Here is a 22,118-nt window from a genome sequence, read left to right on the forward strand (position 1 = left end):
AGGCGGCATCGTTGAAGCGGCTGAAAAGGCCGCATGTTTTCGGAAAGTGGAGGAGAGTGAAATGAGTGCGAAAGCCGTTGTTCGAATGCCGGGTGAGGGCAAGGAACTGAGCCTAGCCGGCAAGCCGTTGAGGTTCCTTGTGGCGGGGGAAGACACCAGGCATACTTCTATGTTCGACTGGACGTTGCCGCCGGGTTTCTTCACCGGGCTTCATGTTCACCGCGTCCAGGAGGAAACCTTCTTTGTTCTTGAAGGCGAATGCGAATGGGAGGTCGGCGGCCGGAGGATCACGGCGAAACCCGGCACCTATGTCTTCATCCCGCCAGGCGTTCCCCACAATATCGGCAATGCCAGCGGCAAGGCGGCAAGGATGATCATGACGGTCTCGCCGCCCGGACACGAACACTATTTCGAGGAGCTCGCAAAACTTGTCGAACAAAGCAGCCCTCCGGATGCGGGCGCCATCGCTGAACTGAGGGAGCGGTACGACACGACGCAGATCTCGACGCTGCAGAAATAGGATGTGATCGGGGGTTCCCGGGCGCCCGCGGTTGGTCCTGCGCGGGATCCCGGGCCCCGTTGATTTCTATTGGGAACGTCCCGTGTTATCATGCCCGGCCTGACGTCATCAGCCGTATTGTCAGTACAGAGACTTGTCCGATGAGCGAAGTGGACGTGCTTTTTGCCAGCCTGCGACAGGCGGCTGACCCGCAGACGGTCGAGTGCATCGAAAATGTCGTCAAGCACGGCGCCGATCGGGATCTCAACCGCGTCAATGCGCTCGCTTTCGCCGCCAAGCACCATCTTGACGAAGAGAAGACCATCGCCGCCTTTCTGCATGCGGCCCGCATCGGCGCATTCGAGATGACCTGGAATGTGCTATGCCCGGGCTGCGGCGGCGTCCTCGACAGCGGCGCAACCCTCAAAGGGGTCAACCAGGACAGCTATCATTGCGCCCTTTGCGCCGCCGGATACGAGCCGACCCTTGACGAGATGGTCGAGGTCACCTTCACGGTCAGTCCGCGGGTGCGCCGGATTGCCGCGCACGAACCCGACCGGCTGCCGCCGCTCGAATATTACCGCCAGATTTTCTTCAGCTCCGGCGTCGACCTGCCGGAGGATCTGGAAGCCAGGTTCGACCGCATCCTGCTGGAACTGATCGAGCTGGCCCCGGGCGAGAAGGCCTTCGTGTCGCTTCAGCTGCCGGCGCAATTCGTGATCATCTTCGATGCGGTGACCCATTCGGCGCAGTTCGTCGATGTGCAGGGGGAGCCGACCGACGAGCGCCAGAACCTCTCGATGGTCATCAGTCGCGGGCATGCGCTGAACGAAACCGTGACGCTGCGTCCCGGCTCGCTGCGGCTCACGCTCGAAAATCACACCGATCGCCGGGTGGTCCCGAATGTCTGTATTGCCGGCGATGACCTGCACGACCTCCTGGGCCGCAGGCGGGAGTTTCTGACGGCCAAGCGCCTGCTGACGAACCAGAGTTTTCGTGACATCTACCGGACCGATACGCTCGATGTCGACCAGCGCCTGAAGATCACCAGCCTGACGTTCCTGTTCACCGATCTCAGGGGCTCGACCGCTCTCTATGAGCGCGTCGGCGATCTTGCCGCTTTCGATCTGGTGCGGGCGCACTTCAGGGTTCTTCACGAGATCGTCGCCACCGAGGCCGGAGCGGTTGTCAAGACGATCGGTGATGCCGTGATGGCGACCTTTCCGAGCCCGGACCGGGCGGTGGCGGCGGCGCTGAGGATGCGCGAGGCGATGCGGCGGCTGAATGCCGAACACGGCAGCGAAGACCTCCTGCTGAAGATCGGCATCCATGAGGGGCCATGCCTCGCCGTCAACCTCAACGACAGGCAGGACTATTTCGGTCAGACGGTTAATATCGCCTCCCGCGTCCAGGGCCTTGCCGACCCGAATGTGATCATGACGACCGAGGCGATCGTCGAAGATGCCAATGTCTCGGAGATCCTGCGCGACAGCGGCGTCACATCGGCCTCACGAATGGCGGAGCTTCAGGGCATCGGCAGGGAGGTCAGGATCTTCGCCCTGTCGTGAGCCTCATCCACCGACCAGGCTTCACTGCGGAGCATCGAGCCTTCTGCATCGGCATCTCACGACCTCGACGCCGCGTTTGGCACGTTCCCTCTCCCCGTTGGAACGGGGAGAGGGGCAGCCATCGGCGCCAAGCCGACAACTGAGGCACATGACGAAGGAGAAGGCAGTTTACGCCACCAGCCCCTTGGTCAGTTCCAGCGCCTGCCGCTCGAACAGCCGGCGATAGATGCCACCATTAAGCCGGATCAGCGCCTGGTGATCACCTTCCTCGACGATTCTGCCCTTGTCGAACACCAGCAGCCGGTCCAGCGCCCGCACCGTGGAGAGCCGATGCGCGATCACAAGCGTCGTGCGGCCGTCCATCAGGCGTTCCATGGCTTGCTGGATCTGCACTTCGCTTTCGCTGTCGAGGCTCGACGTCGCCTCGTCGAGGATCAGGATCGGGGCATCGGCCAGGAAGGCGCGGGCGATGGCGACACGCTGCCGCTCGCCGCCCGACAGCTTGACCCCGCGTTCGCCCACCATCGTCTCATAGCCCTTCGGCAGGTCCACGATGAAGCCGTGGGCATTGGCCTGTTTCGCCGCCTGCTCAATTTCGCGGCGCGAGGCGTTCGGCCTGGAATAGGCGATATTTTCCGCCAGCGTGCGGTGGAACAGGATCGGCTCCTGCTGCACGATCGCGATCTGGCCGCGCAGGCTCGATTGTGTGACCTCGGCGATATCCTGCCCGTCGATCCGGATGGCGCCCGAGTTCACGTCATAGAGGCGCTGGATGAGCTTGACGAAGGTGGTTTTGCCCGAGCCCGAATGCCCCACCAGCCCCACACGCTCGCCCGGCCGAATGGTGACCGAGAAGTCCTCGTAGAGCGGGTCGGGATGCGCGCCATACTGGAAGGTGACGTAATCGAATACGATCTCGCCCGCGCCGATCGCAATCGGCTTGGCGTGCGGCTTGTCCTCGATGCCGAGCGGCATCCTGTCGAGCAGCACCAGTTCCTCCATGTCGTTGACAGCGCGCTGGAGGTTCCGGATGTCCTGGCCGACATTGCGCAGATAGCCCTGCAGAACGAAGAACATCGCCAGCACGAAGGTGACGTCGCCGGGGCTCGCCAGCCCCTGCCGCCACATGATCAGGCCCGTCCCCAGAATGCCGGCCTGCATGGATACCATCATGAAGCCCTGGATGGTGCCGCTCAAGGTGCCGCGCTTCCATGTCCGCCGCGTGCGGCTGTCCCATTTCGCCAGCACATGGCGCAGGCGGGCTTCTTCGCGGGATTCGGCACCGAAGGCCTTGACCACCGAATTGCAGCTGATCGCATCCGCCAGCGCGCCGCCGAGCCTGGTGTCCCAGGCGTTGGCGAGCCTTGCCGCCGGCGATACGAAGCCCATGGAAAGCGCCACGGTGACGCCGATATAGACCAGCGATCCGAGAGCCACGATCAGACCCATGACCGGCCAGTAGCTGCCGAGCACGATACTGGCGCCCACCAGCATGACGATGGACGGCAGCAGCGCCACAAGCAGCAGATCATTGAGCGAGTCGAGCGCCCACATGCCGCGGGTGATCTTGCGCACCGTCGAACCGGCGAAGCTGTTGGCGTGCCAGTCGGTCGAGAACCGCTGCACCTTGTGGAAACCGTTATTGACCACATCCGCCATGATGCGCAACGTCAGCCGGATGATGCCATTGAAGATGAACCAGCGCAGTGCCACGCTGATAAAGCCGAGAACGACGACGACGGCAAAGGCGCTGAGTGCGCCGTCGGCCGCGTTGCCGCCGGCAATGGCGTCGACGATGCGGCCGGAAAATACCGGCACCATGACCTCGGCCAGCGTGCTGGCGGCAACCAACACGATGATAACGCCCACCAAAACAGCACGGTGGCTCCAATGATGAAGAACAAAGCCGAGCACGTGACGATAGGCATCGGCGCGGAAATCGAGCTTCTTGCGAGTCATTTTTACAAGCCCGGCCCGTATCGGAAACCGGTCCTCAAAATCGAGAGTTGAAAGGCACAGCCCGCGCGGAAGACGAAGTAATGCCGTCAGATCAATCGGGCTGAGGGAAGAGAAAACCGCATGTCGCGCGCGCTTGAGGCGGGGCGCGAATGGATATGACCTATCGTCGGGACATACCACACGGGAAGGCTTCGATGATTGCTGATGTCATTCAACGCCTCCCTTTTGTTCGATCTGAAGCGGTAGCGTTTTGTAGCGAAGCAATTCGCCGTTGCCAAGAGGGAATCTACAACCGTACGGAAAGTGATGCGAAAACGACACAATTTATGGGCTGCGAAAACTCGTGGCGCCGCCGAGGCCTTTGCGCAGGTCTGTTTGGGCTGTCGGATGATTGTTAGTCTTTGTTTCGTAGCCACGGCCTGCCAGTGGCTGGGACCAACGGTCAAGACAAAACCCACTCCATCAGCGCATTCTGGGCGTGAAGCAGGAATGCTTTTGCGGGACGGCTTTGGCAGGCAGGGTGCAACATCGCGTCGGCCGTTACTTCCTGTCCCCTTGCGACGGGCGGGCAGGGCAAGAAGATCGTGTCACGCCGTCCTTTGTCGAGGAGCGTTGCCGTCACCTGATATTCCGTCAGCTCGCTTTCCGCCGCGTCTTTCGGCCACGAGTCCGTGATGACGACGTCCGCATCGAGGGCATGACTGATATCTCGGCTGATTTCGAAATTCGGATTCAGGAGATGGGGATCGGCTACGTGCCAGCGCTCCGGATAGACTTGGACGACGCGGATGGGCATGGATTTCGCTGCCTCGACCCAGGAACGAAGAATGTTGGCATCTGGCGCGATCCCGACAACCTTCAGGCCTTGCAGCGATCCCCTGACGCTCTTGATGTAGGCGAGATCGCCGAGCGTCTCACACGGATGATTTAGTCTTGTCCGGGCATTGATGACAGGCGCATCCATGACCGCCGCGAGCTCTTGCAGGGTAGCAAGTTCCTTCGTCCTGACGACGAGAAGGTCAAACCAATTGTCGAGATAGTCCGCAAGGTCGGCGGTGGTCTCGCGGGCGTTGAAGCTGATTTGCGGTTGCACGCAGACGCCGCCCATGGCCTTCACACCGAGGTCAAAGGCGGCCGTATTGCGCCATCCCGTGTCATCGACGATAAGGCTCACCCGTTTGCCATGCAGGGATTGCGGCATGGTGCGGCCCGCCCAATGCTTCGCAAGCTGGCCGGCTCGGTCGATAATCGCAGCGACAGTGTCCAGCGGCAGTGAGTGGAGTTCAAGGAAATCTCTGTTCAGCGTAGGATCCACGGTGTTTCCAATGTTTCTCTTGGCTATGCAGCCGATCGACCGCTCTGCAACGGTTATCGCGGCTCCTGATGCGCCAAACCTCCCATTGCCATAAGCGGACTTTTCAGTAGCTGCACGAGCGAGCATTGCCGGGTCTGAAACCGCCCGCACAGGCCGGATTCCTCGAAGTATCCAGCTGATATTGATAATCCTCCCGATCCAGCCTCGCGGGCGAGGTACAGGAAGCCGCGAGCGTGGACGCGCCGATCATCGCGCTGGTCGCGAACAAGGTGAGGAATCGGGTCATCTGAGCTTCTCCTGAGGTTGGTCTCGGCAATCTATCATGCCGGCACAAACAGATGCGAGAACCGGAGAGGGCAATCACGCTCATCTGATAGGAAATGGCTTCGATGATGAAGGGACCGCTCTTCGCTCCATGGGAAATTCAGGGGTAATTTTCTCGGACTATTCTGCGATTATGGAAGTAAGTCCGCAGTGTTGGCAAGCGAATGATTCCCGATTTTGTCTTGAACAAATCGACGATTTTCAGTAGTATTATCGCATAAAAAAGTAATATAAATGGGAGGTTACTATGTCGGAAGCTCGGTTCGAGCCGGTTTTTCTTCATCGTCAGCATTTCGTCGCCGAGATCACGTGTCTCGACGAAATCTTCGAACTTCTGGATGAGTGGCCGCAGGACAAGCGAGGTCTGGCATATGACACGCTGCTGAAGGCGTGCAGGGATACCGCCAAGGGGCATTTTCCGCTCAGCGCTGCGCGCGAGAATTTTCGCCGTTTTCTGAAGATGTCGGGCATGCTCGACAGCGGTCCCAAATTCGAGGGGATGGGCGATCGAAACGTCGGCAATGCTTGAAGAGCCAAGTCTGTTCGTAACGATCTGAGCCGGCGTGCCGCTACGTCATAAGCGGCGCGTCCGGTCGCGAATCTCCGGTCAGCCAGGGCCGGCAGCCGCCCAATCGCAGCGGAAGACCAGCATGGGCTTCGAAAATCCCTTGATGCGCCGGCGCGTCGCGTGGGCAAAGAGGTCGCCAGCGCCATATTCCCGGAATACATTCTCGGACACGAGGATCTGGTCGCTGGCTGCGGCCGCGCAGAGGCGGGCTGCGAGCTGCACCGTGGAGCCGAAGAGATCGTTGCTGTCCTCGACCGGCTCACCGCAATCGAGCCCGATGCGAACATGGATCGGCTCGGCCTTGCTGCCGTTGTAATGCTGGAATTCCTGCTGGATCGCCATGGCGCAGTCGACGGCCGCGGTCGTCGCCGCGAAGGCCGCCATGATGCCGTCGCCGGTGTGCTTCACCTCGCGGCCGGAATTTTTGCCGAGGCACCGGCGCACGATCGCGTCATGAGCCCTGACCAACTCTGTCCCCATGCGGTCGCCGAGGCGCGCCGTCATCTCGGTCGAGCCGACAATATCGGTAAAGAGGATCGCCCGGTGGCCAGGATCCATCTGCGGCGCGGATTGGCCGGGCGCCGGATCGGGGTCATTAATGCGACCGAGAAAGGCCTCGACGGCCGACAGAGCCACCTCGACGACCTCATTGGCGACGAAACCGTGCGCCTCGCGATGTACGCAGTGGACGGTTTCGACATCGGGCGCATCCACCAGACAGAAGGCCGTCCCGCGCCGCTCGTCGAACCAATACGTCAGAAACTTGACGCCGTATTGATCCTGAATGTCGATATCCATGCGATGCGCCTGGGCAACCTCGGCGGCCGAGGTTCCTTTGAGGTAGTGCCGGTCCATGAAGATAGGCATCGCGTGTTCTCCCAGATCCGCCGCGTGCAGGTAGTGGCATTGTACGATCAGGAAGCATTCCCGTCCACCTTCGGGACAAGCAATGGCAGATCGTTGCAAGGCGTTGCTTCCGGAAAGGCAACGTGTTGCTGCACATTCAGTAGAATATGCATGGATGTCGGCGGTTTTAATGAGTAGGCGTGGTGGGTTCTGTCTGATATTTACCATAATCGGTCGTTTAATGCTGATAGCCAGATTTCCGGAACCCCCTCGAGAAGCTTCAGACATTTCCTGTTTCAAGCGTCGCCTGCCGGATCCCCGCCGTGAGAGATATGTCTGTCACGGTCATGGTGCCAAGGATCGAAGGCCGCTGCCAACGGCATGCTAATTGCATATTATCGGTTAGCTCGCCGAAATTAGGAAAAGCTGTAGCAAAGTGAGACAGACGGCAAATTTTCGACCGGTCGGCTTGGCCTCAATGGGGCTTGGGCATTATGCCGTTATCAACTCTGTGTGGGATGCCGCGCGCACGCTGCTCCGTGACTGGCCGGTGGATGACGGCGAAGAATATTTCGAAGCGGTCAAAGCCTGCCTGGATGCGATTACCGGCGATCTCCCGCCGGATCATGTGCGCGCCGTCTTCATCAGGGCGGCGCAGGAGGCGGGCATCGCCGTCATAGAAGCCGCCGACTGACCAGCGGCAGCATCCTAGCTCCCGTTTCTCTTTCCGTTTTCATGACAAGCTCGTCGTCGCGCTTGACTTCTTCGAGCGAAGGTCTAAACTAGAACAGAACATGAACATTGGAGATGGTCGTGACACATACCGAACAGGTGATCGCCAACGCCCTTGCCCTCGTCGAAGCCTCCCGGGCGGCCCGCGAGCGGGACCAGCAGCGCCGCGCCGCTTGGCAGAAAAAGGTGGAACTCAGCCGACCGCTGCCGCCCTTGCCGCGTCCGGTCCAATTGCCGCTGGCGCTAAACTGATGCAGCCGAGCTTGAAATCCCGTCAGGCCAGGCTTGATCAGTTGGAATCCGATGATGCTTGGGAAGTGGAAGCTGTGCTCGCCTGGCATGACGATGATGCCAAGGCGGCGATCCGCTCGCTGCTCGATGACTGCAAGCATCTGCGCCGGCAACTGGCGCTGGCCGAACGGGTGATGAGCCGCGGCATGGCGCGCGGCTGGACGCCGCGTTACGAGCGCGACGCGCTTTAGCAATCGGGCGCAGGCAACTGAAGCAGCGACTGACGGGGACGCAGGCGTTCGGCTCGCTTCAGCAAAACACCTTGGCGGCCGTGACTTCGACTTCCACGAGGAATTCCGGGCGGGTGAAGCCGCCGACGATGATCAGTGTTGAGGCCGGCTTCGGATCGAGCGTGTAACGATCCCGCACGGCCATGTAGGCTGGGAAATCCTCTCGCTTCGTCACGAAGGCGGAGATGCGGATAACGTCGGCAAAACTCATCTCGGCCTCGGCGAGAATTGCCTTGATGGCTTCAAAGCAGAGTTCCGCCTGTGCGCCGATATCCTCCGGTACCGCCTCGTCGGGGCCGATGCCGAGCTGGCCCGAGGTCACGAGCAGGGAGGCGCCCGGCGGCACCAGCAGCCCGTGATTGTAATGCCCGAATGGGCGGCGGACGGAGATCGGGTTAAAAACCTTCTTCATCGGAAATCCCTGCCTGAACCAGGTGTTTCGGCGGACAGTCCTTCCGCATGCTCAGAAGCGCTCCATCGCGCTCTTCACCTTCTGCAGAAACCGTGTCCGCGTTTCCTCGGTACAATTATTCATGTCGTAATGGGCAAGAAAGGTGACCGGCCGCAGCGGGTTGATCTGCGCTCGCAGCACGCGCTTGACGATCTTCCTCGGCGGGTTGCCAGCCACGAAGGCGCGGAACGGCGTCGCGCCATAAGTCAGCACGGCGGCAAGCTTCCTGATATGGCGCAGCCGCGATTCCACCTTGCCGTCGACCAGTTCAAAGGAGACACCGGGAAGCCAGACGCGATCGAAATATCCCTTCAATATCGCCGGGAAGCCGAAATTCCAGACCGGCGTGACCAGCACCAGCCCTTCGGCCCGCTTCAGCCGCTCGACATAGGATTTCACCAGCTCGGTATTGGAGGGATAGTCGTGATAGCTGAGCCGGTCATGCCGGGAAAGAACGGGATCGAAATTCTCGGCATAGAGATCGCATCCGTCCACGTCATGGCCGGCTTCGCGCAGGCTTTCCAGCGTCTGCTTGTAGAGCGCCTTGCCGTAGCTTTCCTCCACCGGATGCGAATGCAGCACGAGAACCCTCATGAGGCCTCCATGAGGCCCGCAAGGCCGGGGAAGAGATAGTTCTTGCCGGCATTGAAATCGAAGTCCGGGTTCTCCCAGGCGATCATCTTGCCGGGGTTCAGAAGCCCCTTCGGATCGGTTTCCTGCTTGAAGGCAAGCTGCACCTTGTCGGTGCGCTTCATGCCGCCTTCCTCGAGCGTGTAGCGGTGCGGGTTGAAGATCGGGCAGCCGTGATCCTGATGGATCCGGATGATCTCTTCGAGGCGCTCTTCGGTGGTGTAGCGCACCAGCGGCAGGCCGGAGCACTGGATCTGCCCGTCGAATTTGATGAACTCTAGATGCCCCGGAACTTCGTCGCCGAAGATTTCCACCATCTTGGCGACCTTGGTCACGTGATCCGGCCCCGGATACTGGACCTGCAGATAGGTGAAGCCCGGATCGACCTTCAGCGCCCGCAGCGTCGTGTGGTTCCAGGCAAGTTCATAGGCATGCGGGATGCCCTTCATGCACTCGACCTTGTCTGAGCGGAAGATCACTTCGCCCTTATGGGCCGAGGTGAAGGCCAGGAAAGCGTCCATCGCATGCGGCGCGATCATCAGCACCACCACCGACTGCCCCTTGCGGATGTAGGGCTTGTGGCGGGTGAAATAGTCGTGCGGGATCGGAGCGGCGATCGGCGCGATTTCCTTGACGAGAATGCCGTTGCATTTGGCGAGCGCATCGGAGAAGCGCACGGCAGCCATGAAGTCGTCATAGCCGACGAGAACGTCCACCCAATCATAGGCAGGCGCCAGCGGCATTTCGATCTCGGTGATGACGCCGTTGGTGCCGTAAGCGTGACTGACCTTCTGCAGGTCCCAGCCGGTGAGATCGAGCACGCGCGGCTCAGCCTCCATGGTGACGACGCGCAGGCGCAGAATATTGCCGAGATCGCGCAGGCCGCCCCAGGTGATCGAGCCGACGCCGCCGGAGCCGCCGGCAATGAAGCCGCCGACGGTCGCCATCTGCGCCGTCGAGGGGTGGAACCGCAGTTCCTGGCCGGAATGCGCCTTGGTCTGCTTGTCGAGCTGGGCAATGATGATGCCCGGCTCGCAGATCACCCGGCCGGGATGAATTTCCTTGATCTTGTCCATGGCGGCAAGGTTCAGCACGATCCCACCGGAAAGCGGCATCGCCTGGCCGTAATTGCCAGTGCCGCCGCCGCGCGGCGTGACCGGCACGCCATGCGCGAAGGCGACCTTCAGCGTCCGGATGACCTCTTCTTCGTTTTTCGGGGTAACGACGAGATCGGCCGTCACATTGTCGAGCTGCGCCTTCAGGATCGGCGAATACCAGTAGAAATCACGACTCTTCTGGCGCACCAGTGCCGGATTATCCTCGATGGCGACGCCTTCGAGTTCCTTTTTGATCGTCTGATAATCCGGCATGTCAGGCTCCAACGACGCTGTCGAGTTCACGATAGTCCGGCAGGCTGCGGTCGATCACCTTGCCGCGGCGAAGGACGACGCGGTCGGACTGCGGACGGGAAAGAAATTCGCTCCAGCGCCTGGCGCTGAAGAGTACGAGATCGGCCGCGGCCCCGACGGCGATACGCCCCATATCCGGCCGGCCGAGAATATCGGCGGGCGAGGTGGTGACGACGCGTGCCGCCGTATCCAGCGGATGGTCGAGGTGCAGGATACGGACCGCCTCGCGGAACACCTCCACCGGATCCAGATCGCCGTAGGCATAGAAGGGATCGCGAGTATTGTCGGAGGCGACTGCGGTGGCAACGCCGGCCGCGGCCAGTTCCTTGAACAGGGTGACGCCGCGCCAGCGTGGTGTGCGGCCGGGATAGCGGTCCTGCAGATACGTGTTGCACATCGGCAGCGAGACGATGGCGACACCGGCCTCCGCGACGAGATCGACCGTGCGTTTTGCCGTCTCCTCGTCCTGGCGGGCGAGCGAGCAGCAATGGCCTGCCGTTACCTTGCCGCCGAATCGGTTGCGCAGCACCGCTTGCGCAATCGCCTTCAGGGTTTCCGCAGCCGGATCGTCGGTCTCGTCGACATGAAGGTCGACATCGAGGCCATTCTCGGCCGCAGCGCTGAACAGCGTGTCGAGCTGGCTGTCGAGATCGCCGCTCATCCGGGTGACGCCGCCGATCAGCCCACCCTTTTCGCGGACCACAGTGACGAGATCGGCGAAATAGGCCGCGTCCGCCATGTTTTCCATCGGAAACAGCGCCACCGCCTGTAGGGCGATCCTGTCCTTCCAGACATCGCGCATTTCGGCAAAGACTTCGAATGAAATGCGGTGCTGCGGCGCAAGGGAATCGAGATGGGTTCGAATGAGGCTGGTGCCGTGTGCGTAGGCGGATCGAAGGGAAAACTCCATGCGCTTCCTGACGTCGGCAGCCGACCAGTGCGCCTCGCGGTCTGCGCGCACGGCCTCCAGCGCTCCCGGGAATGTGCCGTCCGGATTGGCGTTGCGCGGCCAGATGTGGCCCTTGTCGAGATGGGTGTGCATGTCTGCGAAGCAGGGCCAGACCATGCCCTCCTTCAGGTCGGACTTCGCCAGTTCCACGGGCGCTTCCCCGGGCGGCAGTACACCAGCAATGATGCCGTCGGCGATGACGATATCGGCTCGGACGAGCCCCTCGACAACAGGCGCCTCGTAACCGGCGACGGCGGCGGAGGGCAGGGTCGCATTGCTCAGCACGAAGCGACCGGCATTGGGCGGGGAGATGAAGGAATAGGTCATCAGTTTTCCCGTTTCAGGCTGCTTTCGTGCCAGCGGTGCAGGGCAAGCCACGAAATGAACGAGGTGACGGCGAAAATCGCCACGCCAAGCAGCGAGAGCATCAGCAGCGCCGCGAAGAGCCGTGGAATGTTGAGCCGGTACTGCGCTTCGAGCAGCCGGAAGGCGAGTCCTGAGCCTGCCCCCGCCGAACCTGCGGCAAATTCCGCGACGACGGCGGCAATCAGCGCAAGGCCGCCGCCTATCCTGAGGCCGGTCATGAAATAGGGCTGGGCGGCCGGCAGCTTGAGAAAGAGCAGCGTCTGCCAGCGCGAGGCGCCGTAGAGCTCGAAGAGGTTGATGAGATTGTGGTCGACGCTTTTAAGCCCCTGAACCATATTCGAAAGGATCGGGAAAAAGGCGACGAGGAAGGCGCAGATCAGAAGCGCCACCTGCGTTGACGGCGCATAGATCAGGATCAGCGGCGAAATCGCCACGATCGGCGTGACCTGAAGTATGACGGCGAGCGGATAGAAAGCGAGTTCGATCCAGCGCGACTGCACGAGGAAGACTGCGAAGCCGACGCCGCCGACGAGCGCCAGCATCAGCGACATCAGCGTGATTTTGGTGGTGACCCACAGGGCAGGGGCAAGCGTGCCCCAATCCGTGATGAAAGCGTTGGCGACCGCCGCCGGACCCGGCAGAATATAGGGCGGCACGCCGGACAGTCGGACATAGGCATACCAGATCAGGATCAGCGCCGCGATGACCAGCAGCGGGATCATTATGCGCAGCGCCAGATCGCGGCCTCGGGCGCTTGCAGTGGTTTTGACAAGCAGCGGCGCCGCGGCCGTTTCATCACTCATCGATGGTCCTCCACCGCGTTGATCGCCCCGATCAGCGAATGCGACACCGTCTCGCAAGCTCTGCGGTATTCTTCCGAGGTGCGGTAATGGGCATCGCGTTCAAGGCTGGTCGTGAGCGGTAGGTCGGCATGAACGCGCCCAGGCCTTGCCTTCATCACGACGATGCGGTTCGAGAGATAGGCGGATTCGAAGACCGAATGAGTGACGAAGATGACTGTGATGCCGGTCATCTTCCAGAGCCGGAGCACGTCGTCGTTCAGCTTCTGGCGGGTGATCTCGTCGAGAGCCGCAAAGGGCTCGTCCATCAGCAGCAGCTTCGGCTTGGTCACCAGCGCCCGGGCGATCGAAACGCGCATCTTCATGCCGCCTGATAGTTCGCGCGGATAGGCCTTGGCGAAATCCTGCAGGCCGACGGTTGTCAGCACGTCCAAGATCTGGTCGTGCGCCGCCATCTTCGAAATATGCCTCAGCTTCAGCGGCAGATGCACATTGTCGAACACGGTCTTCCAGGGCATCAACGTCGGCTCCTGAAAGACGAAACCGATATCCCCCTCCGGAAGGCCCTTGGAATTGATCCGAGAACTCGGCCAGTCGATCGCGCCTGACGTGACATCGCCGAGGCCGGCGATGATGCGCAGCGCCGTCGACTTGCCGCAGCCGGAAGGACCGAGCAGGCTGATGAACTCGCCGCTCTCCACTGTGAGCGACATCTCCGAAAGGGCGACGGTTCCGGTGGAGAAGGCTTTCGAGACCGATTGCATGACGACCAACGGCCGCTTGCGCATCTCTTTCGGGGATAGGGCCTGAGCTTCTGCTGGGGGCATTGGCTGTCTCGTTCATCAGGGAATGGAATCCGCCGTATGCGGCGGATCGCCGACGGAATCTTCGGCTTACTTCTTCATCGCCATTCCCGTGCCCTTGCAGACGAATTTCGTCGTGAAGGCCTTGGTGTAATCCGTCTCCGCCTTGAACACCTTGATCGCTACCATTTCGTCGAAGAAGCCCTTGTAATGCGCCTCGGTCAGGCAGCCGATGCCCTTGTCGAGGCTGTCGCCGGACTCGATGATGCCGTACTCCTTCATCTTGGCGATGGAATAAGCGATCTGACCATCCGTCATTTCGGGATTGTCCTTTTTGATCAGTTCGTTGGCCTTGGTGTTGTCGCCGTAGAGATAGTGGTACCACCCTTCGATCGAGGCATCGACGAAGCGCTGGACGAGATCGGGCTTGCTGTCGATCATCGCCTGCGTGGTGGTGATCATCGTCGAGTAGGGAGAGTAGCCGTTGTCGGCGAGCAGGAAGACTTTCGGCTCGAAGCCGGCCTGCTTCTGAATCTCGTAGGGTTCCGAGGTGAGATAACCTTGCTGCGCTGAATCCTTGTCGGCAAGGAAGGGCGCCGGGCTGAAATTGTAGGGCTTGTACTGTTCGTCCCGGAAGCCTTTGAAGTTGGCCTTCATCCATTCGAAATAGGTGAGATAACCGTCCTTGCCGAGGAACAGCGTCTTCAGCTTGGCGAGATCTTCGAATTTTTCGATGCCGGCATCGGGGTGCGCGATCAGCACCTGCGGATCCTTCTGGAAGATCGCAGCGACATCGACGAGCGGAATGCCCTGCTCGACCGCCGAAATCTCGCCCTGCGGCCCGCCCATGTAGAAATCGATCTTGCCGGAGATCAGCAGCGCGCTGTTGGCGGCGTTCGGGCCGCCCTGTACGATGGTGACGTCGAGGCCGTGTTTGGCATAGGTGCCGTCGGCGACCGCCTGGTAGAAGCCGCCATGCTCGGCCTGCGCAAGCCAGTTGGTGCCATAGGTGACCTTGTCGGCCGCCTGAGCGGACGCGATGGAGGCAATCATGCCGCCAAGCCCGGCCAATGCGGAAAAGACCCTGTTCTTCTTTGTCATGGGCATGATCGACGTTCCCCTTCTGAGTTCGCAGCCGTCGCGGCGACGTCCGATTTTCTTCATAGGAGCCGTTGCTTTGCTCTTTGAAAAGCATCAAATTTCGTGCGCAATGATGCCTTTTCGGCATCTCACCGAAAGCCTGTGCCCATTTTACGCTGCGTGCCTGATATTTGTACAACGAGGTTCTGATGCTGCATTCCAGAAAGCTTCTCTATATCAACGAGATCGCGCGTTCGGGCTCGATCCGCAAGGCGGCGGCACGGCTGAACGTGGCCTCTTCTGCGATTAACCGGCAGATCCTTGCGCTGGAGGAGGAAATGGGTGCGCCGCTCTTCGAACGCCTGCCGCGCGGATTGCGGCTCACCGCCGCCGGCGAGCTCTGTATCGAACATATTCGCGATGTGCTGAAGAATTACGAGCGGCTGGAGGGGCGTATCCGCAGCCTGAAGATGCAGCAGGCGGGCAAGGTTCGGCTGGTGACGACGGTCGGCCTTGCGGCAGGGCCGCTGCCGGAAATTATCGCCCGGTTCCAATCGGAACATCCGCGCGTCTTCATGCAATTACGCAACGACGCCGGCACGATGACGGTCAACCCGGTGCTTTCAGGTGAGGTGGATATCGGCCTCGGATTCAATATTCCGGCAACGCCCGGCATCCGCACCCTCGGCAATTTCGACATACCGATCGGCGTGGTTCTGCCGCCCGGCCATCATCTGATCGGCCCCGGCCCAATCAATCTCGCGGATATCGTCCAGGAGCGCCTGGTGCTGGCGCAGCAGGGGACCAGCCTGCGCGACGTGATCAATCTGGCCCTGGCGCGCCTCGACGTCCATGTCGAACCGGTGCTCGAAACCAATGCCTCGGAGATGCTGAAGAAGCTGGTCAAATCGGGGGCGGGGCTGACGATCCTGAACCCGCTCGATGTCATCACCGAATGCAGGCAGGGCGAACTGGTTTTCCGCCCGATCGCGGAGCCGCATGCGCGCCATCAGCCGATGAAGCTTTTTGCCCGCGCCCGCGCGCCGCTTGATTCCGCCACCAGCCTGTTCGTCGAGTACCTCCTGGCTGAACTGGCCGGCCTGGTGCAGGAGCTGCAGGCGAAGGGCCACATTGCGGCCTATGCTTCCGCCGCGATGTGAGCCACCGCCTTACTTCGAGTAGAGATTGGATAGCGGGTAGCGCTTCAGGTCATAGAGCAGCTCTATGAAGCCCCTGACCTGATGGCGGCAGATTGCTTCGCCCTTTTCGGCTGTCCCGAGTGAGGCGTTGCCGACGACGCCGTGGGGATTGAGGTCGTGGGCGATCCAGGCGAGCGAATGCGGCGGCAGCGGCTGAATGTATTTCGATTGCCCGCGCATCCATTCCGCCTTCGAGGCGAAATTCTGCGCCTTCTCCATCCGCACCAGATCAGGTCGGAAATACAGCATCAGCGACGTTTCCACCTCGCCGCCATGGATGCCGTATTTCAGCTCATTATCGCCGATCATGCCCTCGGGATGGCCGAAGCGGCTCCATTGGGTGGCGACGACGGCCATCGCATAGCGCACGCGCAGCTCGCGAGCCACGATGCTCATGATATCGACATTGCCGCCATGCGAATTGACGATCACCATCTTGCGGATGCCGGCTTCGGCAACCTTTCCGCCGATTGCGGTCCAGACTGGAATGAGCAGTTCGGCGCCGAGCGACAAGGTTCCCGGGCCGTAAACGTGTTCATTGGCCTTGCCGATTTCTTGCGTCGGCAGCACCAGACAATTGAGATCGACCGGTTTCTGCTTGCGTAATTCGGCGAGCATGCCGTTGGCGATAGCGACGTCGGTAGCAACGGGTAGATGCGGCCCGTGCTGCTCGGTCGAGGCGATCGGCAGGACAGCGATCGTGGTGTCGGGAGACAGTCCGGCGAAGTCGTCGCTGACCAATTCGTTCCAGTAAAATGGCACCGTCATACCGTTCGCCTCCCATTGCCGTTCGAGACAGTGAGTAGGGAATAACGCTACCTGCGAAAAGCATCAATTTGCGCCCGCACCGATGCCTTTTTGCGGATGATGGAACAACGGCGCCGTCGAGGGCGCCTCTTGGCCGCAATGTTTCCGCGAATGTCTCGCCGAAACCATTGCGCTAGCGCGTCTGCAATGGTTTTCTGGCGCTTCTTCTATGAAAACGCTCTCCGGTGATTCCCAATGTTCGATATTCTGTGGCGCGGCCTGGCGATCGGCGCCGGCGCAACCATCCTCATGGACCTCTGGGCAATTGTGCTCACGAAGGTCTTCGGCCAGACGCCGCCGAACTGGGCGCCGGTCGGCCGCTGGTTCTGGCATCTCGGCCGCGGCAAGGTCTTTCACGAGAACATCGCCGATGCCGAGCCGTATGCAAATGAACTCGCTCTCGGCTGGATCAGCCATTACGTTGTCGGCATTCTCTATGGTTTGATCTTCGTGTTCATCATGGGGTCGGCCTGGTTGGCAGCCCCGACATTTCTTCCCGCCTGGATTTTCGGCATCGTCACCGTCGGGGCAGGGTGGTTCCTGCTGCAGCCGGGCCTCGGCCTCGGCTGGGCTGCTTCGAAACATCCGAAGCCGAACAAAGTCCGGTGTTTCAATCTGCTAGCGCATATGGTGTTTGCATTAGGACTTTATGGTACGGCGTTGATTTTGCGGTGAGATTGACGCTTGCCCCTTGCCCTAACTCTCCCCCGTTTTGACGGGAAGAAGGTGGCGGCAGCCGGATGAGGGGCAAGCCGAACCCGTGAACCGAAAATCGCTAAGCTACCGCGCCGCCCAATTGGCGCCGCGGCGGAAGATGGTCTTCATCTGAGGCACGTCGAACTCCTTGGCCTGGTGCCCGAGTGAGGAATAGAAGACGCGGCCCTTGCCGTATTTGCGCTTCCAGACGACGGGCATGACGACGCCGTCGATCCAGTAAGCGTGTTCGCCGGTGAACCTGGTCGTCGCCAGCACCTCGTTCGAGGGATCGACATGCATGTAATATTGCTCCGACGTATAGGGGAAGTCGGCAATCCCCTCCATCAGCGGATCGTCGGGCCGGGTGATGTTGACGGTATAGTCGATGATGTTGCCGGGATGGGCGACCCACTGGCCGCCGATGATGAACTGGTAGTCGACGGAGTCGCGGAAGGCGTCGCCCGCGCCGCCGTGATAACCGGCGATGCCGACGCCGCTTTCGATCGCGGCGGCGAGGTTCTTGACCTCCTCCTTTTCGATCTTCGACATCGTCATGATCGGCACGACGAGGCTGAGATCGTGGACCGAAGGGTCGGCAAGCGCCTCGGTCCCGTGTTCGAGATAGACCTTGAAACCGTCTTCCTCGAGCATGGTCTTGATGATTTCGGCGCATTCCTGCGGCTCGTGCCCGCTCCAGCCACCCCAGACGATCAGTGCTTCACGCATTCTCTTTCCTCCTGAAATTATTTTGCCAGCCGTCCGTCGACGATGGAATCGGACAGGGGGGCAGGGCGCTCCACCGCCGTGGTAATCGTCACCCTCCGGCCGGTCTCGGACGCTGTATGGAAGGCTTCCATGACTTCGAGCACATGCAGTGCCAGATCACCATTGGCACGGTGCGGCCGGTTCGAGCGGATCGCATGCGCCATATCGGCGACGCCGAGCGAGCGGAAATTGCCCTCGGCATAGGGGGCGGTGACCGGCTGGTCCTCGAAGGCGCCGCCCTTCTTCAGATATTCGACAGGGCCCGCAAACTTATTGGGGTCGGGGACGATAAGCGTGCCCTCGGTTCCGTAGACTTCGAGCGGCACATGCTTGTGGCCGGCGACGTCGAAGCTCATGGCGATCTGCACGACCGCGCCGTTGGCAAAAGCCATCATGCCGGCGACATGGGTCGGCACATGCACGGGAATGCGCTCGCCATTGCGCGGCTCGCTGGTGATGAGCCGTTCGGCCCGCGGCGTCGTCGCAAAGCCGGCGACCTGGGAAACCGGCCCGAGCAGATTGACGAGATCGGTGATGTAATAGGGGCCCATATCGAGCATCGGCCCGCCGCCGACTTCGTAATAGAAGGCCGGATTCGGATGCCAGCGCTCATGGCCCGGGCACATGAAGGTGGCCGAGCCGCCGACCGGCTGGCCGATGACGCCTTGGTCGATCAGGGCGCGGGCCGTCTGGTGGCCTCCGCCGAGGAAGGTGTCGGGCGCCGCGCCGATGCGCAGATTTCGCCCGCGCGCCGCCTCGGCCAGTTTTTTCCCTTCCGCGAAATTAATCCCGAGCGGTTTTTCGGAGTACGTGTGTTTGCCCGCATCGAGCGCCTGGAGCGCGACGGCGACATGGGCTTTCGGGATCGTCAGATTGACGATGATTTCGATCTTGGGATCGGCGAAGAGCTCTTCGACTGATTTGACGGGAACGTTGAATTCGCGCGCCTTGGCCTCTGCGAGCTCCCGGTTGAGATCAGCGACGCCGCGGATATCGAGGATGGGAAAGGAGGCCATCGCTGTAAGATAGGCGCCCGAAATATTGCCGCATCCAATGATGCCGATACCGACTTTGTCCATGAATTCCTCCATTTGATCTTGCTTGTCTCGGCCGTCAAAGGGCCGGCCCGGTCGTGCTCCAGGGCGATTCGTAGAGCTCGTAGAGCGCTACTGCGGCAGCGCCCTGAGCCCAGAAATCATCGCTCGAATCATCGAAGACGAGTTCGCTTACCCCCTTCAGCGACGGCGGAATGGCGAGCGCATAGGCGTCGCGCAGGCTGTTCAAGAAGGGTTCGCCGAGCGCTAGGCTCGAGCCGACGAGGATGACGCGCGGCGGCGCAAACAGCGTAACGATGTTGGCGATGGTCAATCCGACAGCTTCGCCTGCGCGGATGGCAGAGGCGATCAGCCGGTCGTCGTCGGCCTTGATCAGCGCCTGGGCGTGGGTCATGCCGCGCCCGAGGCGGATGGCTTCGGCAAAACGGCCGTCGGTCTGATGTTCACCGAGGATGGCGCTTTCGCCGGCCTGGCTGAAGAGCCGCACCACGCCGTTCGGTCCCATGCCGAGCACAAGGTCGCCAAGATTGTGGCTGAGGCCGCCGGCGCCGCGAAACAGGCGGTTACCGTGCAAGACGCCGAGACCGAGCGTCTGTTCCAGCGAAATCAGCACCATGTCCTCGAGATCGCGGGCTTTCCCGAACCAGTGATGGCCGAGCGTGATGGCGTGGGCGTCGCTTTCGACGATGGTCGGCGTCGATAGCCGCGTCGACATCTCGGCGGCGAAATCGACATTGGTGTCGCGAAAGATCGGGCTGCTTCTGATGTAGCCGGTGCGGTGCTCGATAACGCCCGGAAAGCCGAGGCAGATGCTGTCGACATCTTCGAGCGACAGGCCGGCATCGACGACGCAACGCCGGACGCCGTCCTCGACGAGATCGGCGATGACGCCGATCGGCTGCCGGTCGATGCGGATCGGCAAAGCCAGCTTCGACAGCACGTCGCCGCGAAAATTGGTGACGACGAAGACCATGCGGCTGGCGGCGATCTTGCCGCCGACGACGCGGGCGGCATCGGGATTGAGCTCCAGCGCCACGCGCGGTCTGCCACGCACCGCCTCGTTGCGGATATCGCCTTCATGCCGCGGCAGGATCAGCCCGTCATCGAGCAGCGAGGCGGTGATGGCCGAGACGGTTGTCGTCGACAGCTCCGTCCGCTCGCTGATTTCGATGCGCGAGATCGGACCATGGCGCCTGATGGTGTCGAGCACGTTCAAGCGATTGATCGCGCGCATCAATTCTGGATCTGCAGTCTTCATGAAAACGTGCCGGCAGTCGTTTGGTTGGGCGGAAGCCAATATTTATAACGGGTTACGAAATAAATAGCAGGCAATTACGAGGAGCTGTCAAGCGATTTCGGCAAAAATTAACGCATCGGGTTGACATCCGGCGCAAGGTCCGCTGAATTAATCCGCATAGGGGAAAAATTGTGAGGATAGGTCCCCTGGGAGGAAAATCATGAATTTCATGCTGAAGAACGCCGCTTTCGGCGGCAGGCGCATCGTATCCATGGCCGTGGCAGCCGGCATGTTGCTGGCCGGACCCGGGGCCGCCTCGGCGACGACGGTGGTCAAGTGGCTGCATCTCGAAACAGATCCGAAGAACGTCGCGGCCTGGGAAGACATCGTCAAGAAATACGAGGCCCAGCATCCCGACGTCGACATCCAGATGCAGTTTCTCGAAAACGAGGCCTTCAAGGCCAAGCTTCCCACGCTGCTGCAGTCCGACGATGTGCCGGATTTCTTTTTCAGCTGGGGCGGTGGCGTCCTGAAGCAGCAGTCCGAGACCGGCGCGCTCCAGGATGTGACGACAGCCCTCGACGCCGATGGCGGCAAGCTGCGCAAGGCCTATACGCCGGCCTCGGTCGACGGCCTGACCTTCGACGGCAAGACCTGGGCAATCCCGTACAAAGTCGGCCTGGTGAGCTTCTTCTATAACAAGGCGCTGTTTGCCAAGGCAGGCGTCAAGGCTGAAGACATCAAGACCTGGACCGATTTTCTTGAGGCGGTGAAGAAGATCAAGGCGGCCGGTATCGTGCCGATCGCCGGCGGCGGCGGCGAGAAATGGCCGATCCACTTCTACTGGAGCTATCTTGTCATGCGCGAGGGCGGCCAGAAGGTCTTTGAAGCGGCCAAGAAGGGCGAGGGCGAAGGCTTCCTCGATCCGGCCGTCATCAAGGCCGGCGAAGATCTCGCCGAGCTCGGCAAGCTCGAACCGTTCCAGCCCGGCTATCTCGGCGCGACCTGGCCGCAGACGCTCGGCGTTTTCGGCGACGGCAAGGCGGCAATGATTCTCGGCTTTGAAGCGACCGAGGCCAACCAGCGCAAGAATGCCGGCGACGGCAAGGGGCTTTCATCCGACAATATCGGCCGTTTCGTCTTCCCGACGGTTGAAGGCGGCGCCGGCAAGCCGACGGATACGCTCGGCGGCCTGAACGGCTGGGCGCTTACCAAGAAGGCCTCGAAGGAAGCGATCGATTTCCTTGCTTTCCTGACGAACGCCGACAACGAGCGCGCCATGGCCAAATCAGGCATGCTGCTGCCCGTCGCCGTCGGCGCCGATGACGGGGTCGTCAATCCGCTGCTGGCCGAATCGGCCAGACAGCTTGCCGGTTCGACCTGGCATCAGAACTTCTTCGATCAGGATCTCGGTGCGGCCGTCGGCCGTGTCGTCAACGACGTCTCGGTGGAAATCGTCTCCGGACAGATGAATTCGAAGGACGGCGCCCAGATGATCCAGGACGCTTTCGAACTGGAACAATAGCCAGCGCCCGCAGA

Annotated in this window: 23 protein-coding genes; 9 read left to right on the forward strand and 14 right to left on the reverse strand. The window is 61.1% G+C overall.

Annotation, left to right across the window (positions count from 1 at the left end):
* Positions 1-61 precede the first annotated feature (61 nt).
* Complete coding sequence (locus tag HJC04_RS15575) at positions 62-520, forward strand: cupin domain-containing protein (protein WP_221122861.1); 459 nt, start codon at positions 62-64, stop codon at positions 518-520.
* Between the two features lie 140 nt (positions 521-660).
* Complete coding sequence (locus tag HJC04_RS15580; RefSeq protein ID WP_221122862.1) at positions 661-2,067, forward strand: adenylate/guanylate cyclase domain-containing protein; 1,407 nt, start codon at positions 661-663, stop codon at positions 2,065-2,067.
* Positions 2,068-2,235: 168 nt separating this feature from the next.
* Here the strand turns inward: HJC04_RS15580 and HJC04_RS15585 are convergent, their stop codons facing one another.
* Together HJC04_RS15585 and HJC04_RS15590 are read right to left on the reverse strand one after the other, a co-directional pair.
* Positions 2,236-4,026 (reverse strand): ABC transporter ATP-binding protein, encoded by a 1,791-nt coding sequence (locus tag HJC04_RS15585; RefSeq protein WP_221122863.1) that lies wholly within the window; start codon positions 4,024-4,026, stop codon positions 2,236-2,238.
* A gap of 442 nt (positions 4,027-4,468) precedes the next feature.
* A complete protein-coding gene (locus tag HJC04_RS15590; RefSeq protein WP_247241739.1) occupies positions 4,469-5,491 on the reverse strand; it encodes an ornithine carbamoyltransferase in 1,023 nt (340 codons plus the stop codon).
* Positions 5,492-5,912: 421 nt separating this feature from the next.
* Here HJC04_RS15590 and HJC04_RS15595 point away from each other — a divergent pair, with 421 nt between their 5' ends.
* Complete coding sequence (locus tag HJC04_RS15595; RefSeq protein WP_210631434.1) at positions 5,913-6,194, forward strand: DUF982 domain-containing protein; 282 nt, start codon at positions 5,913-5,915, stop codon at positions 6,192-6,194.
* A 78-nt stretch (positions 6,195-6,272) separates the two neighbouring features.
* Here HJC04_RS15595 and HJC04_RS15600 read toward each other — a convergent pair whose 3' ends face one another.
* Positions 6,273-7,100 (reverse strand): nickel-binding protein, encoded by an 828-nt coding sequence (locus HJC04_RS15600; RefSeq protein WP_210631433.1) that lies wholly within the window; start codon positions 7,098-7,100, stop codon positions 6,273-6,275.
* 415 nt (positions 7,101-7,515) lie between these two features.
* On the opposite strand from HJC04_RS15600, the gene HJC04_RS15605 reads away from it, so the two are divergent.
* From HJC04_RS15605 to HJC04_RS15615, 3 genes are all read left to right on the forward strand, one after another.
* The gene (locus HJC04_RS15605; RefSeq protein WP_011425300.1) at positions 7,516-7,773 is read left to right on the forward strand and encodes a DUF982 domain-containing protein; all 258 of its coding nucleotides are present in this window, start codon (positions 7,516-7,518) and stop codon (positions 7,771-7,773) included.
* 119 nt (positions 7,774-7,892) lie between these two features.
* The gene (locus HJC04_RS15610) at positions 7,893-8,063 is read left to right on the forward strand and encodes a hypothetical protein (protein ID WP_164517744.1); all 171 of its coding nucleotides are present in this window, start codon (positions 7,893-7,895) and stop codon (positions 8,061-8,063) included.
* Entirely contained in the window at positions 8,063-8,293 is a 231-nt protein-coding gene (locus tag HJC04_RS15615) for a hypothetical protein (protein WP_221146575.1), read from the forward strand. Before HJC04_RS15610 ends, HJC04_RS15615 begins: the two co-directional genes overlap by 1 nt.
* A gap of 58 nt (positions 8,294-8,351) precedes the next feature.
* On the opposite strand, the gene HJC04_RS15620 is transcribed toward HJC04_RS15615, so the two are convergent.
* From HJC04_RS15620 to HJC04_RS15650, 7 genes are all read right to left on the reverse strand, one after another.
* Positions 8,352-8,744, reverse strand: a complete 393-nt coding sequence (locus HJC04_RS15620; RefSeq protein WP_210631431.1) for a RidA family protein — start codon at positions 8,742-8,744, stop codon at positions 8,352-8,354.
* 51 nt (positions 8,745-8,795) lie between these two features.
* A complete protein-coding gene (locus HJC04_RS15625; protein WP_221146576.1) occupies positions 8,796-9,377 on the reverse strand; it encodes an NAD(P)H-dependent oxidoreductase in 582 nt (193 codons plus the stop codon).
* Entirely contained in the window at positions 9,374-10,783 is a 1,410-nt protein-coding gene (locus tag HJC04_RS15630) for an FAD-binding oxidoreductase (RefSeq protein WP_221146577.1), read from the reverse strand. Before HJC04_RS15630 ends, HJC04_RS15625 begins: the two co-directional genes overlap by 4 nt.
* A 1-nt stretch (position 10,784) precedes the next feature.
* Positions 10,785-12,098, reverse strand: a complete 1,314-nt coding sequence (locus HJC04_RS15635; protein ID WP_210631428.1) for a cytosine deaminase — start codon at positions 12,096-12,098, stop codon at positions 10,785-10,787.
* A complete protein-coding gene (locus HJC04_RS15640) occupies positions 12,098-12,940 on the reverse strand; it encodes an ABC transporter permease (RefSeq protein ID WP_221122865.1) in 843 nt (280 codons plus the stop codon). The genes HJC04_RS15635 and HJC04_RS15640 overlap by 1 nt, the downstream gene beginning before the upstream one ends.
* Positions 12,937-13,764, reverse strand: a complete 828-nt coding sequence (locus tag HJC04_RS15645; RefSeq protein ID WP_221122866.1) for an ABC transporter ATP-binding protein — start codon at positions 13,762-13,764, stop codon at positions 12,937-12,939. The genes HJC04_RS15640 and HJC04_RS15645 overlap by 4 nt, the downstream gene beginning before the upstream one ends.
* 66 nt (positions 13,765-13,830) lie before the next feature.
* On the reverse strand, positions 13,831-14,847 hold the full coding sequence (locus tag HJC04_RS15650; protein ID WP_221146578.1) for an ABC transporter substrate-binding protein: 1,017 nt from the start codon (positions 14,845-14,847) through the stop codon (positions 13,831-13,833).
* A 182-nt stretch (positions 14,848-15,029) separates the two neighbouring features.
* Between HJC04_RS15650 and HJC04_RS15655 the strand changes: the two genes are divergently transcribed.
* A complete protein-coding gene (locus HJC04_RS15655) occupies positions 15,030-15,980 on the forward strand; it encodes a LysR family transcriptional regulator (RefSeq protein ID WP_210631424.1) in 951 nt (316 codons plus the stop codon).
* 9 nt (positions 15,981-15,989) lie between these two features.
* On the opposite strand, the gene HJC04_RS15660 is transcribed toward HJC04_RS15655, so the two are convergent.
* A complete protein-coding gene (locus tag HJC04_RS15660; protein ID WP_221146579.1) occupies positions 15,990-16,787 on the reverse strand; it encodes a creatininase family protein in 798 nt (265 codons plus the stop codon).
* 234 nt (positions 16,788-17,021) lie between these two features.
* Between HJC04_RS15660 and HJC04_RS15665 the strand changes: the two genes are divergently transcribed.
* Positions 17,022-17,501: a DUF2938 domain-containing protein gene (locus HJC04_RS15665; RefSeq protein ID WP_221122869.1), complete on the forward strand. Its 480-nt coding sequence runs from the start codon at positions 17,022-17,024 to the stop codon at positions 17,499-17,501.
* 105 nt (positions 17,502-17,606) lie between these two features.
* Here the strand turns inward: HJC04_RS15665 and HJC04_RS15670 are convergent, their stop codons facing one another.
* From HJC04_RS15670 to HJC04_RS15680, 3 genes are read right to left on the reverse strand one after another with little or no spacing between them, the layout of a single operon-like run.
* The gene (locus tag HJC04_RS15670) at positions 17,607-18,248 is read right to left on the reverse strand and encodes a ThuA domain-containing protein (protein ID WP_221122870.1); all 642 of its coding nucleotides are present in this window, start codon (positions 18,246-18,248) and stop codon (positions 17,607-17,609) included.
* Between the two features lie 17 nt (positions 18,249-18,265).
* Positions 18,266-19,366: a Gfo/Idh/MocA family protein gene (locus tag HJC04_RS15675; RefSeq protein WP_221146580.1), complete on the reverse strand. Its 1,101-nt coding sequence runs from the start codon at positions 19,364-19,366 to the stop codon at positions 18,266-18,268.
* 34 nt (positions 19,367-19,400) lie between these two features.
* A complete protein-coding gene (locus tag HJC04_RS15680; protein ID WP_210631420.1) occupies positions 19,401-20,600 on the reverse strand; it encodes an ROK family transcriptional regulator in 1,200 nt (399 codons plus the stop codon).
* 199 nt (positions 20,601-20,799) lie between these two features.
* Here HJC04_RS15680 and HJC04_RS15685 point away from each other — a divergent pair, with 199 nt between their 5' ends.
* Complete coding sequence (locus tag HJC04_RS15685; RefSeq protein WP_221146581.1) at positions 20,800-22,104, forward strand: ABC transporter substrate-binding protein; 1,305 nt, start codon at positions 20,800-20,802, stop codon at positions 22,102-22,104.
* Positions 22,105-22,118: the final 14 nt, after the last annotated feature.

This window comes from Rhizobium sp. NLR8a, from assembly GCF_019685235.1.
Lineage (GTDB): Bacteria > Pseudomonadota > Alphaproteobacteria > Rhizobiales > Rhizobiaceae > Rhizobium.